This window comes from Arthrobacter globiformis (assembly GCF_030817195.1).
In the GTDB taxonomy this organism is placed as follows: domain Bacteria; phylum Actinomycetota; class Actinomycetes; order Actinomycetales; family Micrococcaceae; genus Arthrobacter; species Arthrobacter globiformis_D.
The window spans coordinates 1,498,078-1,514,281 of the sequence record NZ_JAUSYZ010000001.1; the positions used below are offsets into that span (position 1 = coordinate 1,498,078).

Sequence of the window (16,204 nt, forward strand, 5' to 3'; positions counted from 1 at the left end):
TCCAACTCCTAATAAGTTCGTTCAACGAGCGCGCGCACGAGAACGATCTCGTCGGCGCCCTCGCCCCATGTATATCCGATGCCCGTGACAGTCACTGGTGTGTTGGGCAGTGGCGGCTCCCCGACGACATCGTGACGCTGTGGGTCATAGGGCTCCGTCCGCCCTGGGACACCAAACGGAGTTAGTCCCTCACGGGCGGCCATTCGCCGTACCCGCTCCCGGACGCGCTGAGCGGACTGACTGTCGGCAGCCCCATCGACGTACGCGCAGAGCTCCGCAAGGGCGCGCATGACATCGATCCTGATCTGGCGCGACTGAGACTCGCGAAGCTTGTTGGTGCTCGCGGCGGCCTCGCCAAGTCGTACCTCCATGCGGTGCAGTCGGTCATCACTCATCCGCACGGCTTCCTGGGCCTTCTCCAGCAGCTCTGTCATTTCCCTCGTCTGGCGAGTGAGGGCTTCTACTTGGTGAGCAAGCTCGGATATCCGTGTCTCATTCCTGAGGCCAACCAGCCAGGCCCGACCGATGTTGTCATCCCGCAGGACTCGGTCGAACGCTCGCTGAACGGCCGTTTCATCCATGAGGCGAGCAATTGCAGTGGGGGCGGCGAGGGACGTGAGCAGCTGACGCCTCGTCGTGGCTGACTCGAGCCTCTTGACCACCAAGGGCTTGACTACGGCGGACGCTATGGCATCGCTCTCGAGCGCGCTGGCTAGGGGCGTGGTGGCGACCGCAGCCAGATCGTCAAACTCCACGCCCCGCCACCACATGTCGTCCGCGAGATCTGCTGGATGATTGCGCAAGATCCACCCCAGCACGCGTGCCCTCGAGCCGGTCGCATTCAGCGGAACGGAGGTGAGCCGCCGGGCCACCGCCGACTTGTCCTGGAGCGAGAGATTCTTCCAAGAGTCCTGATCCATCGCGCCTATGACGGTCGCCAGAACCCCAGCAACCCACTCACCCTTCTTGGCAGCATCTTTCGGCGATTCCATCTCGCGGGTGGCACGAAGGACAGTGTCCAGGTTGAGGAGACCAACCGAGGGCGAGTTCAACAGCCTCCGAATCAGGAAGTCCTTGGCGTGCCGTAGCTCCTGCGCTCTGGCAGTCGCCGGCTCAAGACCGCGCAACTCGGCGTCTGCCGCATCTATTAGAGCGGCCGCAGCCTCGGGTCCCGCCAATTGCACCGCATCAATTGCCTTGATCGCCTTGCTGTCCCTCGGCAGGGCCTGCAGGATCAAAGCAGCTCGACCGAGCACCGGAACGGCCGCTTGAAGCGCATTATCGGACAGCGAGTCCACAGCGAGCCCAGCTGCCAAAGGATTACGCCGGGCAGTGTCCAGTAGCCGACCCCAGTTCTCAGGCAGTTGGCCTGAGACCGAAGCCGCATGGACGAGTTCGACAGCCGGGTGGATTTGCCCGCCCTCAGCGCTGTCTGCGCTGTCTCGGGCCTCGTTCCGGGTTTCTGAATCCATTGGCCTGCCGACAGCACCATCGGCGACCTGCGGAGCAGCCTCACCGCCTCGCTCGGCATTTCCGGCATCGAGTCCCACCGTCACCGTGTTCTCTTTCATGGCTGTCTGTCCGCGCATTTGGGCGGCTATGTCAGCCGAGACTGCATCGAGCGGAGCCTGCCCCACCCAGATGTACTTGAGGCTGGCACCCTTGCCCGATGCCTTGACATTCTCGTTCGCCTCGAAGGTCAGGCGAGCCCGCTTCCACAGGGCGCTGACATCCCCGGTGAAGACCTCCTCGACACGCGCGATGAGGTCTTTGCTCGACACCGGTTTCGATGAGTCGAGAAGGGCGAACGCGAAAGCCTGTGCAGGCGACGTGCGCACGAGCTCTGAGGTGCCAACCGGGTTGACGTGCTTTCGGTGGCGTAGCCCGCCAGCCGCGGTGGCAAGCAGTATGTGGTCCCCATCAACACCGAGTCGGACATCATCCGTTGACCCGTCATTCCAAAGAACTGTGACCTCAACACCCTTGCGGTCGACGAGGAGTCCCTCTCGAAGGACCACCCGAGATTTCCTATCGAGGTCCACGACCACCTGAGGCGCTTTCATCCGCGTATTCTATCCACAACACCGACTTCAACCCGACCTCAGTGATCAGTTCCACGAGCGCGTGCGCTGGAACGTTTCTCGTCGCGGAACGCAAACTGTGATCACTGCCCGACCCGCGTCGGCATAGCCCGATCATCGAACGTCCCGGCGCGCGTGCTGGAGCTGACCGGCGGGACCGGGGCGGACGAGGCGTTCGAGTGCGCCGGCGTGAACGCGGTGCTGGACACCATGCGCGACGCCGTCCGGCCCGGGGGAGTGGTGATGGTGCAGGAGGGCAAGGTGGAGCTCAAACCATTCATCACTGGCCGGATCGCACTGGAGGACCTGCTGGAGCAGGGCTTCGACACTCTGATCAACCACAAGGACATGGCGGTGAAGGTGCTGGTGCGCCCGTAGGTTCTGGTGGCCCGGGCCGTGCCTGCCTGCGGGGAAATCAGTCCAAGGTTTACACGGACCCAGCGATTCATTCTCAGCATTGACGCAGGAACGCGGAAGCATTGGATCAAGACCGGCTTTGCCAGTGCGTTCCCGTGAGACGATTTCACGCACTACGCGCACAATGCACGATTTGGGGGTCTCCAACAGTGAAGTACAAAAGGTTACTGCCGGCGCTTGCTCTTATAGCGCCTACTAAATTGGCCATCAGCCACGCGGAGCAACCTTGGCGCGCTAAGACTGGTGAAAGTCACAGCCGTGGAATCCGCAACGAACTCAAGGGACACTGATGACTTTCGACTTCCATTCAGATACTCCGTCCGGCAAGGACCCCGACTCCTTCAGCCCGGCGCTGCGGAAGTACCACCAGCAGCTGTGGAGCAAGGAGTTGCCCACCGGCCAGCACTTCCACCTGACTCTGGAACCCCGCGCGTACCTCGTGCACCGATCCTCGTCCGGTGTTTTCTTCCTCGCCAGCGACGCCATCACCACCAGGCTGCGAAAGAAGGCTTGGAACGTCATTCGTGACATACCGGAAGACGACCTACCCGAGTACCTTGGCTACACCCCCGGAAGCACGCTCGTGTTTCCGGGCAACAGGATCGGCAGAAAGCCGACGATCAATGGTGCACGCGGACTCCATCCCAGGATCGCCGATCGCTTCGATCTGACCCTGGAATGCATCCGCCGCCACTATATTGGTGAGCCGAGTCCCCTCGCAGAGGTCCTGCTCAGATATGCGGAATTCTTCGCACTGTTCGGGGATTTCGCCGGGTACGTCAAATTCTTCTTACTGGAAGACCTCGTGGAGGATGACGGCCAGACAATCCGGTTCTTCCACCCGTTCGCCGACTTCAGCACATCAGCCGTTCCGAAGGACCGTGACGAATACCTCGAGTATTTACGGCTCAGCAACGCTTTCATCTCCGCACGCAATCATAGGATCGACGAAGAACTTCAAGGGCGGATCGCACGGTAAGCCGGAAGTCGGAAGTCCACTTAGTCGCAGCCCACCGGCCCTGCGGAACGGCGGCGTCTGCGGTCAAAGCTCGCTACGTCGGCCGGACGGCTCTTTCTTCGTGTCCGTAGCCTCGGGAGGGCCGAAAGGGCCTCAAACGACGGGTTCAATTGGTCCGGGCCGTAACTTACCGGTTTTCCGGACCGCTGAGCGGCGCCAGCGCCAGCAGACACTCAGGATTGTCAGCGCCGGATGCCATGATTAGTTGCATTGATTGAATGACGGTACTGATGCCGGTGCCGTAGATGGGGGAATTTGATGAGTCTGTCCAACCGCGAGTATGTGGGCCGGGCCCTTGAGGCCTTGGCGGTTGGCCTTGAGCCCTACATCGCATCAGTGCTCTCTGAGGTAGCCCCCGGCGTGGCATGGACCAAGATCATTCAGCACAAGGATGAGAACGCTGGCCGCGCTGCGCAATCCTACGCACCCACGGATCTCAGCCTGCAGCTGCGCATCATGACTGAATCCATGGGCTCACTTGGCTACCCCTTCAACCTCCCGCATGACGCACGCAGCCACACCTCCGAGCTGCGCCAGGCACGGAACCGCTGGGCCCACAATGAGAGCTTCGACGACGCCGATACGTTCCGTGCCCTGGACACTGCAGGTCGGCTGGCCAAAGTGATCGGGCTGGACCAAACTCAGAACGAGTTGGTTGCGCTTCTCACCGAGTACCAGAACAGGTCCTCTCCGAACCGGGAACAATCGGAAGAAGACCAGCAGGCTCTGCCGGCCGCCGTCGCGCAGTCCGACCACCCGGAGGAAAGCCTTCCGGGTGAGCCCTTGGTCCATGGGCCGGCTGCATCCGCTCCTCAAGTTGTGGTCGACGTGACCACTGCAGATGCACTGAGCTACGCGATGGCGCACAACGGCTTCCGCTTCGTCAGGCAGGTCAAGATCACCAACATTGGCGCGGAAATCCGTGGTGCAGTGGTCCAGGTGGAGGCCTCCGCGCAGTCAGGCCGGATCTCCGGCGACTTCCAGCAGTATGTGGACCTTGCCGCAGGCCAAACCATCACGCTCGATGACCTCAACGTCCCGGTTCAGGCTGCCACCATGTATGAACTGGCTGACCGCCAGATGGGAAAGGTGCTGGTGACCGTCCATTCGGCGGGTGCCGATGCCGCCGTGGCGGAGCTGGGCCGCGCAGAGGCGGACCTGACGCTCCTGCCCGCCCAGTTGTGGATCGCCGGCCAGGGACTCGTCTCCTACGAGTTCCTGGCCGCGTACGTGCAGCCGCACCATCCCAGCATCGCCAAACTCATGTCCGAAGCCGCCGACATCCTCATGCAAACAACCGGCAGCGGCAGCTTCGACGGGTACCTGGAAGACGGGGACCGGGTTGATCAGATCGTGTTCGCCATCGCCCAGGCCATGAGCGCCCGTGACATCCGTTACAGCATGCCACCTGCCAGCTGGGGACTGGAGGGCCAGCAGGTCCGCACGCCCGCGCAGGTCCTCGACGACCGTCTGGGCACGTGCCTCGACACCACGCTGGTCCTGGCCGCCGCGCTGGAATTCTGCGGCATCCGGCCTCTGATCTGGCTGGTGGAGGGCCACGCCTTCCTCGGCTACTGGCGGGAAGAAGGCAGCCTCAGCACTGCGGCGTCCGACGACGTGCCCGAGCTGGTCAGCCTTGTACAGCGGGGCTTCATCGGCCTCGTGGAAACCACGCTCCTCACCGGCAGTCAGCCGATCTCGGCGGCCGCACTCCGCAGCAGCCCGCTGAACCGTTATGTGGAAAGCGGCAATGACGAGATCACCGCGGTGACTGACGTCAGGCGCGCCCGCCTCGATGGCATCTACCCACTGCCGGCCCGGACCACGTCCGACGCCGGAGGCTACACCGTGGTCAACTACGTCCCGGAAACCAAGACTGCGCCGGTGCTGCCGAAGAAAGCAGCCTCAAGCGGGGGAACGGCCAGGACCACAAGCGATGTTCCACCCCGGGTGGTCCAGTGGAAGAACGCCCTGCTGGACCTGAGCCTGCGGAACAGGCTCATCAACTTCACTGACACCGCCCGGTTCCCACTCGCAGTGCCTACCGCATGGATGGGCGCCTTCGAGGACCTCATCAGCAAGGGCACGTCCGTTAGCCTGCTTCCGTCAAACCAGATCAGTGCCATCCACCAGGAGCGCGGCATCCGCTTTGGCAACGACCTTCCCCAAGACGAACTCGCGGACCTGCTCAGCTCCAAAAAGTCCGTGTTTGCCGAGGTCAGCGAAGACGGCTACAACGCCAAGATGCGCGGGCTCGCCTACAAGGCCAAGACCCAGTTGGAGGAAACCGGAGCCAACAACCTCTACCTGGCCATCGGCAGCCTGATGTGGGAGCTGGACGGCCGGGCGCTTCGGTCCCCGCTGGTTCTGGTCCCGGTCAAACTGACCTCAGCAGGGAAAAACGGTTTATACCGGGTCACACTTGATGAGACCGGTCAGTCGACGCCCAACTACTGCCTCCTCGAGAAGCTGGCACAGTCTCACGACCTTCGGATTCCGGGCCTGGCCGAGCCGGAGGAAGACGGATATGGAATCGATCTGGACGCTGCGTTCGCTGCAGTCCGGGCCGCCGTTTCGGCTAAGGGACTGGCCTTCCGGGTGGAAAACACCGTGGACCTGTCCATGTTGCAGTTCGCCAAGTTCCGGCTGTGGAAGGACCTAGACGAGAACTGGAAGGAATTTACGGCCAACAGTCTGGTCAATCACCTGATCAGCACCCCCACAGAACTGTATTCAGACAGTGTTCCCGTTACGCCCGACGTCGAACTGGACGCCCTTGCTGCGCAGTGTCCGATACCAGCGGATTCGTCTCAGCTGGAGGCAGTGGCGTCTGCAGCCGCCGGCCAGACGTTCGTCCTGGAAGGCCCTCCGGGCACCGGAAAGTCACAGACCATCACCAACCTTCTGACCCGCGCCATTGTTGACGGCAAAAGGGTTTTGTTTGTTGCGGAGAAGCGGGCGGCACTCGACGTTGTTCAGAAGCGGCTCGACGACGTCGGGATGGGGCCGTTCTCCCTTGACCTCCATGACAAGGGCAGCAAGCCGGCGGTGGTCCGGGCGCAGATCAAACACGCCCTGGAGCTGCGCCTGTCTGCGAATGAACAGCAGCTTGAGACTGCCTCCACCGATCTTGCCTCGGCCCGCCGTGGACTGGTCCGGTATGCCCACAACGTCCATGAGGTGAATGGCGCCCAGCTTTCCCTCTACAGCGCGCGGACCAAGGCGCTGACCTATGAACTTGACCACGCGACGGTTCCGCTCAGCCCGGAACTGACAGCGTCCTTGAATGGCTCCACCCTGAACTCGATTCGGCAGGTGTTCCGGGAACTTCCGGAGTTCACCGACCCCGTCCGTCCTGGACCTGACCACCCATGGCGCTTCGTCTCTGTTGCCGGCGGCGAGCAGCACGAGCAGCAGCTGCTGGCTCTGGGACAGCGCCTCAACGAAGCGTTGAAGGCCCTGCGGCCGACTCCTGGGCTTTCTTTGGTTCTGGACGCAGCGCAAACGCCGGCCGACGTCGGAACTCTCGCTACTCTGCTGCAGGACCGGAACGTCCCAGTGGGAACACTGGATGTGGTCCGTTCCGGCGACTGGTCGGTTAACGCTGAACAGCTGGAGAAGCTGGTTACGGCCTTTGCCTCCGTTCAGCATCCGGGCCTTGAGCATGTAGCGCCGGTGGCTATGGATCTTCCTCTGCCAGAAATCCTCGGCCGTGCGCAGCAGGCCGCAGCATCCGGATTTTGGGGACGCAAGAAGCGGCTGCTGGCAGTGGCCGCCGAACTGTCTCCCGTGCTTGTATCTGGCGCTGAAGTCCGTCATAAGGAGCTTGTGCCGCTGCTGGAGAAACTGGTGGCTGTCCAGCAGGAGGTCTCCGGCCTGCGGGCAACGCGGGGCTCTTTGCCCGGGCTTCCTACGGATCAGCATTGGAACCCGCTGACGCCGGACGCACAAGCCGATCTCAGACACCGCATTTCCTGGCTTCGCTGGGCCGCGCAGGCGGTGCAGCCGTCCCCCGAACCTGACGTCGTGAGCTTCCAGACCGAGCTTCGTGCTTTCCTCCAGGATGCCCCAGACGTCCACCAGAACGTTGTGGGCTGGCTGCGGGAGCTTTCCCTAGCTTGGGAAGAGTTCCTGCAGATTCAATGTGTGGGTAGCGGTGACCTGCGTGTGTGGAGCGGTGAGCGGGGCTTCCTGGCTCGATGGTGGGAAACGTCCGTGCCGCGGCGACTGGACGCGGCGGGGTCGGTCCCGCTGACGCGGTGGTTTGAGCTCGTCCGTCATGTCGAGCCGCTGCGTGCCGCGGGGCTGGTGGACGCGCGTATTGCAATCCTCGACGGCGAGCTGGAGGCCGATGACGCAGCAGCAGCCTTTGAGCGCGGCCTAGCTGAAGGGTCGCTGGCCGAACGGCGCATCGCCACGGGGTTGAACGATTTTGACGCCACGGTTCACGAGCGCACTATCGAGCGGTTTACCACCCGTGCCGAAACGGTACGCGAGCTGCTCAAAACCAACCTCCCCGCCGAGGTTCTGAGCTCCCGGACGGTCTCGTCGTCGTCGACCTCCGGGCGCATGGGCGAGCTGCAACGGCAACTGACCAGGCAGCGGGGCGGCATGTCCGTCCGCAAACTGATGGAACAGTACGCAGACCTCATCACGGGGATCATGCCCTGCACGCTGGTCAGCCCGGATTCGGTGGCGCGCTTCTTCCCCGCCAAGGCAGGTCTGTTCGACATCGTGGTGTTCGACGAAGCCTCACAGATCCGGGTTGCCGACGCGGTAGGTGCCATGGGCCGCGGTGCGTCAGTGGTGGTCGTGGGTGACAGCAAGCAGATGCCGCCCACGTCGTTCGCGGAGATTTCCTCCGACGCCGGCAGCGACGGCGACGCCGAGATCTCCGTGGTGGAGGATATGGAGTCGATCCTTTCCGAATGCGTGGAAGCGCGGGTGCCGCGGCAGTGGCTGTCCTGGCACTACCGGAGCCAGGACGAATCGCTGATTGCTTTCAGTAACCAGCAGTACTACGACAGCAAGCTTTCCTCGTTCCCGGGCCCGTCCCATGGCGCTGCGAATGCGGGTGTTCGCGGGCACGGGGTGAACTTTGTCCGGGTCGACGGCCAGTTCCACCGTTCGGGACCATCCAAGGTCCTTCGTACCAATCCTGTGGAGGCCGCGGCGGTGGTGGCCGAGATCCGTCACAGGTTTGATGCTGATCCCGCGGACACTCCCTCCATCGGTGTGGTGACGTTCAACCTGCAGCAACGCGCACTGATCGAAGGTCTGCTGCGCGACACGGGGGAGCCGCGCATCCTCGCTGCTCTTGACGACGACTCAGAAGGGCTTTTCGTTAAAAACCTCGAGAACGTGCAAGGTGATGAGCGGGACGTCATCCTGTTCTCGACGGGGTTCAGCAAGAATGACAAGGGATACCTGCCGCTGAACTTTGGTCCCTTGAACCGGTCTGGTGGGGAACGGCGCCTCAACGTTGCTGTCACCCGTGCACGCCGACAAGTTATTGTTTTCTCCAGCTTCAACCCGGCCGACCTGCGCTCCGAGGAAACCAGCTCCGTTGGCATCAAGCACCTGCGGTCTTACCTTGACCTGGCAGAGCAGGGCACCGCGGCGCTGCCTTACGACGGGCGTCGCGCCGCCAGTGTCGACCTGCATCGCGAAGAAATAGCCGACGCGTTGCGGGACCGCGGCTTTGTTGTTTCGTCGGATGTGGGGTTGTCCGATTTCAAGGTGGACCTGAGTGTTGCGTCGGCGGAAGACCCGTCCCGCCAGCTGATGGCGATTCTGTTGGACGGTCCCGCGTGGGCTGCCCGCCGGACGGCGGGCGACCGGGACGGGCTGCCCCGGGATGTCCTGACGCGCATGATGCGCTGGCCCTCAGTGCAGCGGGTCTGGCTGCCGGCGTGGCTGGCCGACCGGGACGCGGTGCTGGACAAGCTTGAAGCTGCTCTGGAGGAAGCGTACGAGGCGGCAGCTCCCGATTCAGAACTTCAGGATGCGTTGACTGGCGGAACTCCCGCGGTGACGCGCTCCGGACGACGGGCGGCAGAGCCGGCCGCACCTGAGCAGGAGTTCGTTCTGGTCGCCGGCAAGTACACTTCGCCGCTGGGCCAGGGAACCCTCCTGGAGGCCGTTCAAGCGAACCCTAGGCCAGCCACGCTTGTTAGCGCATCCGCCCAGTCCAGCTACGAGCCTTGGACTGTCCGGCGCTTCGGCGGCCTTGAAGTACTGGACACGCTTCACTCCCGCCGCTCCTTAACAGCCGTACGCGAAGCTATCCAAGATGTGATCGCAGCAGAAGGACCTATCCACCAGGAGCGGCTCGCCAAGCTCGTCTGCGCTGCTTTTGAACTCAACAAGGTGAACTCGCAAAGGGCAAATTCCGTACTCGATGTTTTGGACGAATCACTCCACTATTGCGACGCCGACGGTTTTATCTGGGACGCTTCGGTTGACCGGGAGATGTGGGAGCAGTTCCGCCCTAACAGCGTTGACATCACGAGGAAACCTGAGCACATCAGCGTTGTCGAAATTCGGAACGCGATGGTCGACATCGTGCGGCTCTCCGGTGGCATCGCAGTGGACGAGCTCCACCGAGAGACCATCAGGACTTTCGGGGGCAAGCGTTTGACGGCAGGTGTGACAGCCCGCCTGAACGAAGGTCTGCAGTATGGCGTCGACACGAAGAGGCTTGAGCTTCGAGGTGCATTCGTGCAGCTGGCTAGCTAGGCGAATAGGGCATTTAGGCAATCATTGATTTTTCCCAGAAGGCATAGCAAGCGGGCCTGCAGATGCCGTTAGCTAGCTGGCGCTCGCACCCTAAACAAATTGATTCAAATTTTGATCGGAGTTCCCATGTCCCAAGAACCCACACTGCTCTTTCTGCACGGCGTCGGAGACGGAAACAGAGACCGTGCCTGGCTGACTGGCCTTGAGGCGGCGTTATCGCGCCTGGGGTATCCGCGCATAAACCCTGAACGCATACTTGCACCCAGGTATGCTCACGCACTCAGGGACTGTGATGAATCCTTCCCTCTTCCGAAGATCAACGTTAAGCAGCCTGCGAGGGACAAGGTCCGCCAGAATCGCCGGGATTTTGAGCGACGCACAGCTGCGCTGGAGTTTCGGTTAGGAAGACATGACCACGGGACCGGCTGGGGTGGCGCCGAACTAGTGGTTAACGGGGCGGCCAACCTTCCCGGTTTCGCGCAAGTCCGAAAGTACCTCGGTGACGCTGACGTCAGAGCACAGGTTCTGCGGCTCATCCTTCGCAAACTGCCCGCAGCCGGCCGGATAGTAATTGTTGGTCATAGCCTAGGGTCAGTAATTGCTGCAGACCTGATTCAGCGGTTACCGAAAGAGCTCGAGGTGGTCGGTTTGGTCACCATCGGCAGCCCACTGGCGAGCGGCAGATTCAATGTCGACAAACTGCGAGAAAATATGCAGGAGCCACCCACCAACTTGGCTTGGTGGGCAAATTTCTGGAACGTGCTGGACCCAGTAGCGGCCCACAGGGGCCTGTCGTCGGTGTTCAACTGGATGCTTGACTTCCGAATTGGAACTGGATTTAACCACCACGTACACGACGCCGAAACGTACCTCTCACACGATGCCGTCGCCGAAGCCGTGGGGTTTGGGCTCTTCGGATCCAAGTCCAAGGAAATTGTCCTCGCGGAGCGAGGTCTCGATATTCCACTGGATGCGTCTGAACTGACTGCCTTGGTGGCACTGCGTTATGCCCATCTGCTCAAGGAACGGCTTGACGGCGAACAGGGTATTCGATTTGCTGGAGCGTTGCGGCAAGTGCAGGCCACAGTCGTCGATGAAATCCGTCAAAGGAATAAGGAAGCGGGGAGGCCGCTGCCCTCTCAAGTTGCAAGGCTGGCCTTCGACGCATCAGACTCGAATGCGAACGTCCCTGAGCCCCTGCCGAGCCGTCATCTCACTAAAGAGGACGCGGTAACGCTACTGACAGTTCTGGCATCCGAAAATGTGATCCGGCCGTTTGATATCAACGTAGACCGCGGTAAATGGCTCGGCGCAATGCGGGAGCTTACCTCGGAGATGGGGTTGGGTAGCCAGTACGGTACTCACGTTTTTGAGGCTGCCAAAGAGGCCCAAGATGTGCTCAGTGGAGCGCTCGTAATTGATTGGAAGAAATGGGGAGCACTCGGCGCGGGTGCCGTCGCACTAGTCGTCGCCACCGGCGGCCTTGCCTTGGCAGCGGCACCTGGGGTGGTAGGTGCGGCAGTCATCACGAGTGCCCTGGCCGGATTCGGTCCTGGAGGAATGATTGGTGGACTTCTAACTGCGGGGACGCTGGTGGGTGCGGGTGGTGGTGGCATCGCCTTTAGCCTTGCCAGCCCCGGCACTTCAGCCGAAACCGTCGAAGCAGTGATTCAGCGCCGCTTGGCGGCCGCGATACTGCGCCAGCGGCAAAACCTTGAACCGGACTACACGTTGTGGAGCATCCTAACTTCAAATGAGATAACAGTCCGCCGCGAATATGAGCGGCTGGACGAGTTCTCCGATGAGTCCGCTCAGACACTGAAAGAGCTGAAGAAGAAGCTTGAGACAATTGGAAGGGCAATGAAGTACTTGTGCGAGAACGGCCTTGAGCCGAAGCTGGTTGAAGATCTAGCGGAAGATGCAGAGGACCTGGCGGAGAGCCAAGACCCTGCTGCGCGCCAGCCCTCACCACTTAGCTAGGCGTACTGTTCACCGAGGTTGGGACGCACGGCTCGCAGCCTTATGCCCAGGGTGGGTGGCGCGTCATAATCGGCCAGTTCTTGCTCTTACAAATGGTTTGAGGGTACTTGGCCCGGCGATCTGTTACGGCCGGCCGTTCCGTACTGTGACCACCCGAGGGCGTTTCGACGTCAAAATGAAAATGGAGACTCAATGCTCATAAAGTTGTTCAAAGCACGGGTTCTGCTTTGGCCTGTTCTGCTGATCATCGTGCTAGTTGTTGCGGGAACGGGCGCCGCATTCGCATCCGGTGCACTTAACGCGCTCGCACTCAGTTCGCTGTTCACCAGCAGCTCGAACGAACGCGATTCGCAGGTGGTTCAGGCTGTCACGCGCGTGCAAGAGGTCGCCTTGCTAAGTCTTCACATCGAGGGTGTCTCGAGGAACGAAAGCAGTGGAGAGATTTTCGGCGTGGCCGTACCCGGGAGCGAGAAGACGACGCTGATCCAGTACAAGTTCGACGCAAAATTAGGCATCGATGGGTCACGGGTGACGATCGAACCCACCGGCCCAGAGTCGTTTCGGGTGACTGTCCCTCAATTCATTGGCATCGGCTTTGACAAGCCCGCGTTCGAGGACCCCCTCGAAAGCAGCAACGCGCTTGGCTGGCTGGCAACGCCAGCCGTTCAAACTCGCATGGTGAACAACATCCTCAGTGACGAGAACAAGCAGAAGTACATCTCCCAAAACGAAGCAGCGCTGAAGGAGCAGGCCAAGGTTTTCTACTCCGGGGTCATCGCAAGCGTTGATCCCGAAATCACCGTCGACTTTGCGTTCGCAGGATAGATGCCGGCAGCGCTCCGTCCTCGCCGCATGAGCCCGAGAGTATGCTGCCGCAGTGACGCCTCCGGGTGCGCGCCCAGGGACTTGGCGCCGCCGTTGTTGCGGGCAATGCCCCTGCTCTTTGGGGTCCGGCAGGATCAACCACCGGCCGAGTCGTGCGCCGTATCGACAAGCTCGACCACCGCCAACTCCAACCGGAACACCCACAGCAGCACATCCTCATCCGGCACGTACCAGTCGCGGGCCGGGACCCTCCGGAAGCCCAGGGATTCGTAAAGAGCATGCGCCCGTTCCATGAACGTCGCGCTCGTTATGCTGATCGCCCTGATATTCGGCAACGACTCCGCGTGTTCGATGACCCGCCGGACAAGGGCACGCCCAACGCCGCCGCCTTGAACGGCAGGATCAACCGCGAGCATCCGGAACTCGAGCTCATTTTCCATTGCAATCTCGCTGTACGGTTGTCCTGCGAAGGTGAGCGTCACTGCTGCCACGACTGCGCCCGATGATTCGGCGACCCACACCTCGGCATGCTTCGCCCGGTGTTCCACGTCATCCAGCGCACTCATGTATGGGTGGTCGGCAGCGAAGTGCCCGGCGTGGAGGTACGCCTCTCGCGTGATTCTCTGGACCTCTGAATAGTCGGCGGCCGTTGCCAGCCTGAAAACCACAGTCACGGCGCAGCAACCCCGGCCCCAGCCACTCGCTCAACGTACTCCTCGAGTCTCGCCAGCGCCGGCTGCGAGGACGAATCGCCCACCGCATCCGCCCCCACAGCGTTCGCCACGGCCAGCGCCGTGGAGTAGTCCGTTCCGCTCCGGAGCGCCAGCACCAGCGCCGCACAAAACGCGTCGCCCGCCCCGATGGTGTTGGCCACCGCCACGGAGACAGCAGGCGCCTCGGCCACCTTCCGACCGTGCTCGAACATCGCCGACCCGTCCTTCCCGTACGTCACGGCCACCAGCTTCGCGTCAGCCAGTGCCGGAATCAGCTCGTATTCGGACTCATTGACGATCACCAGGTCGCACCGGTCCAGCAGCTCCGCGGGCAGGTCCATTGCCGGGGCCGCGTTGATGACGAAGAAGCCGGTGGAACGCCGCGCCGCCTCCATCACCACGGGCAGGCCGACCTCGAGCTGGCACAGCACGGTCTCGTCGGACCCAAACTCGACGCCCTCCAGCGAAAATGCTGAGTTCGCCCCAGGGCACACCACGATCTGGTTCTCGCCGTCGCGGTCCACCACGATCAGTGCGGTGCCGGTCGCGTCGCCGTCGAGCACCGCCACGTCGGCGGTGTCCACACCGGCGCCGGACAGAGCTTCGAGCATCAGGCGGCCCTGGCCGTCGTCGCCCACCGCGCCGATCATCCTCGCGCTGCCGGCCAGGCGCGCGGCGGCCGCGGCCTGGTTGGCTCCCTTGCCGCCGGGCTGCTGCTGCAGCACGCCGCCGCCGATGGTCTCCCCGGCGGTGGGGAGCCGGTCCGTGGTGGCGATGATGTCCAGATTGATGCTGCCGACAACAGTGACGGCAGGAAGTCGAGTGCTCATGAGAAAGTCCTATCAGGTCGAGCCAGGGGCGGCTGAATTAGGAAATAGTGTACGGCACGGTTGTACTTGTTCGTCATACATGGTTGTATAACAACTCACATCCCACGGCAGAACCAGCCTGCAGAACAAAGGAGTTTGATGTGAACACACCAACCGCCGGCACCGCCTCGCCGCCATCCGCCGTCGAAAATGAAGACGTGCACCAGACCAAACTGAGCGGCCGCCGCGCCGCCCTCCTCATCTCCACCCTGCTCCTCGGCGTGCTGTCCTTCCAGCTCAACGCCAGCATGGTCACCCCGGCGCTGCCGCAGATCGCCGCCAGCTTCGGTCTGGGCGCCGACGCGGCCGCCCCCGTGCAGTCCATGTTCTTCCTCGCCGGCGCCATCGCCGGGCCCGTGATCGGCAGGTGGAGCGACTTCATCGGCCGGCGCACCGCCCTCCTGCTGGTGCTGGCCATCATGGGCGCCGGAACCATCCTGTGCATCGCCGCGCCGACGCTGCCGATCCTCATCACCGGCCGCTTCCTGCAGGGCGTGTCCAGCGCGGTCTTCGCACTCTCCTACATCGTGCTCAGCGAGAACCTGCAGCCGCGCGTCTTCGGCACCTCCGTGGGCATCATCGCTGCCATTAACGGCGGCATCGGGGGAGTGGACGGCTACGTCGGCGGCCTGATGTCCGAGACCCTCGGCTTCCGGTCCATCTTCGCCGTCGTGCTGGTGCTCACCGCCGTCGCCGCCGGCTGCATCCTCAGGACCGTCCCGAAGGGACGGCCGCACGGCGTCCGCGGCGCCATGGACTGGTGGGGGGCGGGCTCACTCTCGGTTTTCCTGGTGTTCATCACATACTTCGTCTCCGGCGGATCGGCCGCCGGCTGGACCGCCCCGGGCACGCTGGCCCTGCTGGCCGGAACCGTTGCCTCTTTCGCCGCCTTCTGGATGATCGAGAAACGGCGCAGCCACCCGCTCTTCGCCGTCCACCACCTGCGCTCCCGGCAGGTGTGGCCCGTCATCGCGACCACCGTGCTGACCCTCGCCGGCATCTTCGCCGTCATGAACTTCACCGTGGTGCTGCTCAGCCAGGATCACGACGCCGGGTTCGGGCTTTCCGCTTCTGTCTCCGCCCTGCTGTTCCTCACCCCGGCCGCGCTCATCGGCGTCTTTGCGGCGCCTTTGGCCGGGTGGCTGGCCGGCCGCCGCGGCTGGATCAAGACCCTCCGCGCCGGCACCGCGCTCAGCCTGGCCTGTGCCGTGGCCGCCGCCTTGTTTTCCGACAACCAGATCGCGGTGATGGTCGCCGTCGCGGCCCTCGGCATCTTCTACAACGGCCTCTTCCTCACGGCGATCAACGGGCTCTCCGTCCTGCTCTCGCCCAAGGAAGCCCCCGCCGCTCTGCCGGGCATCAACGGTGCCTCTTTCGGCATCGGGGCGAGCCTCGGCGTCGTGATTGTGGCGCCGTTCGCCGCCCAGACCACCTCGGCCGGTTACGCCACCGCCCTCTGGATCTCGGTGGGCATCACGGCCGCGGCGTTCATCGTCAGCCTCTTCGTCGCCGCCCCCAAGGGCGAAACCCTCTAACTTCCCCCTATCTGAAAGAAGGACCACT

General features: G+C 62.7%; 10 protein-coding genes. 6 read left to right on the top strand and 4 right to left on the bottom strand.

All coding sequences use genetic code 11. From position 1 onward, the window contains the following. Nucleotides 1–8: 8 nt before the first annotated feature. Nucleotides 9–2,063 carry a hypothetical protein gene (locus tag QF036_RS06805; protein ID WP_307100360.1) on the bottom strand — a complete coding sequence of 685 codons (2,055 nt, stop codon included), beginning with the start codon at nucleotides 2,061–2,063 and terminating at the stop codon, nucleotides 9–11. A 153-nt stretch (nucleotides 2,064–2,216) separates the two neighbouring features. Between QF036_RS06805 and QF036_RS06810 the strand changes: the two genes are divergently transcribed. From QF036_RS06810 to QF036_RS06820, 3 genes are all read left to right on the top strand, one after another. Next, nucleotides 2,217–2,459, top strand: a complete 243-nt coding sequence (locus QF036_RS06810; protein ID WP_373460105.1) for a hypothetical protein — start codon at nucleotides 2,217–2,219, stop codon at nucleotides 2,457–2,459. Between the two features lie 328 nt (nucleotides 2,460–2,787). Next, complete coding sequence (locus QF036_RS06815; protein WP_307100362.1) at nucleotides 2,788–3,477, top strand: DUF6994 family protein; 690 nt, start codon at nucleotides 2,788–2,790, stop codon at nucleotides 3,475–3,477. Between the two features lie 297 nt (nucleotides 3,478–3,774). Then, the gene (locus QF036_RS06820; protein ID WP_307100364.1) at nucleotides 3,775–10,254 is read left to right on the top strand and encodes a DUF3320 domain-containing protein; all 6,480 of its coding nucleotides are present in this window, start codon (nucleotides 3,775–3,777) and stop codon (nucleotides 10,252–10,254) included. Between the two features lie 441 nt (nucleotides 10,255–10,695). On the opposite strand, the gene QF036_RS06825 is transcribed toward QF036_RS06820, so the two are convergent. Next, nucleotides 10,696–10,836: a hypothetical protein gene (locus tag QF036_RS06825; RefSeq protein ID WP_307100366.1), complete on the bottom strand. Its 141-nt coding sequence runs from the start codon at nucleotides 10,834–10,836 to the stop codon at nucleotides 10,696–10,698. A gap of 66 nt (nucleotides 10,837–10,902) precedes the next feature. Between QF036_RS06825 and QF036_RS06830 the strand changes: the two genes are divergently transcribed. Both QF036_RS06830 and QF036_RS06835 read left to right on the top strand, forming a co-directional pair. Then, nucleotides 10,903–12,234 (top strand): hypothetical protein, encoded by a 1,332-nt coding sequence (locus QF036_RS06830; protein WP_307100368.1) that lies wholly within the window; start codon nucleotides 10,903–10,905, stop codon nucleotides 12,232–12,234. Between the two features lie 192 nt (nucleotides 12,235–12,426). After that, the gene (locus QF036_RS06835; protein WP_307100370.1) at nucleotides 12,427–13,059 is read left to right on the top strand and encodes a hypothetical protein; all 633 of its coding nucleotides are present in this window, start codon (nucleotides 12,427–12,429) and stop codon (nucleotides 13,057–13,059) included. 134 nt (nucleotides 13,060–13,193) lie between these two features. Here QF036_RS06835 and QF036_RS06840 read toward each other — a convergent pair whose 3' ends face one another. Both QF036_RS06840 and QF036_RS06845 read right to left on the bottom strand, forming a co-directional pair. Then, nucleotides 13,194–13,733 carry a GNAT family N-acetyltransferase gene (locus QF036_RS06840; protein ID WP_307100372.1) on the bottom strand — a complete coding sequence of 180 codons (540 nt, stop codon included), beginning with the start codon at nucleotides 13,731–13,733 and terminating at the stop codon, nucleotides 13,194–13,196. Beyond that, nucleotides 13,730–14,602 (bottom strand): PfkB family carbohydrate kinase, encoded by an 873-nt coding sequence (locus tag QF036_RS06845; RefSeq protein WP_307100375.1) that lies wholly within the window; start codon nucleotides 14,600–14,602, stop codon nucleotides 13,730–13,732. Before QF036_RS06845 ends, QF036_RS06840 begins: the two co-directional genes overlap by 4 nt. 140 nt (nucleotides 14,603–14,742) lie before the next feature. On the opposite strand from QF036_RS06845, the gene QF036_RS06850 reads away from it, so the two are divergent. Further along, nucleotides 14,743–16,176 (top strand): MFS transporter, encoded by a 1,434-nt coding sequence (locus tag QF036_RS06850; protein ID WP_373460106.1) that lies wholly within the window; start codon nucleotides 14,743–14,745, stop codon nucleotides 16,174–16,176. Nucleotides 16,177–16,204: the final 28 nt, after the last annotated feature.

Excerpts from the sequence above, each read along its gene's own strand:
- QF036_RS06805 (WP_307100360.1), bottom strand. The coding sequence starts at position 2,063 with ATGAAAGCGCCTCAGGTGGTCGTGGACCTCGATAGGAAATCTCGGGTG.
- QF036_RS06815 (WP_307100362.1), top strand. The coding sequence starts at position 2,788 with ATGACTTTCGACTTCCATTCAGATACTCCGTCCGGCAAGGACCCCGAC.
- QF036_RS06820 (WP_307100364.1), top strand. The coding sequence starts at position 3,775 with ATGAGTCTGTCCAACCGCGAGTATGTGGGCCGGGCCCTTGAGGCCTTG.
- QF036_RS06825 (WP_307100366.1), bottom strand. The coding sequence starts at position 10,836 with ATGACCAACAATTACTATCCGGCCGGCTGCGGGCAGTTTGCGAAGGAT.
- QF036_RS06835 (WP_307100370.1), top strand. The coding sequence starts at position 12,427 with ATGCTCATAAAGTTGTTCAAAGCACGGGTTCTGCTTTGGCCTGTTCTG.
- QF036_RS06845 (WP_307100375.1), bottom strand. The coding sequence starts at position 14,602 with ATGAGCACTCGACTTCCTGCCGTCACTGTTGTCGGCAGCATCAATCTG.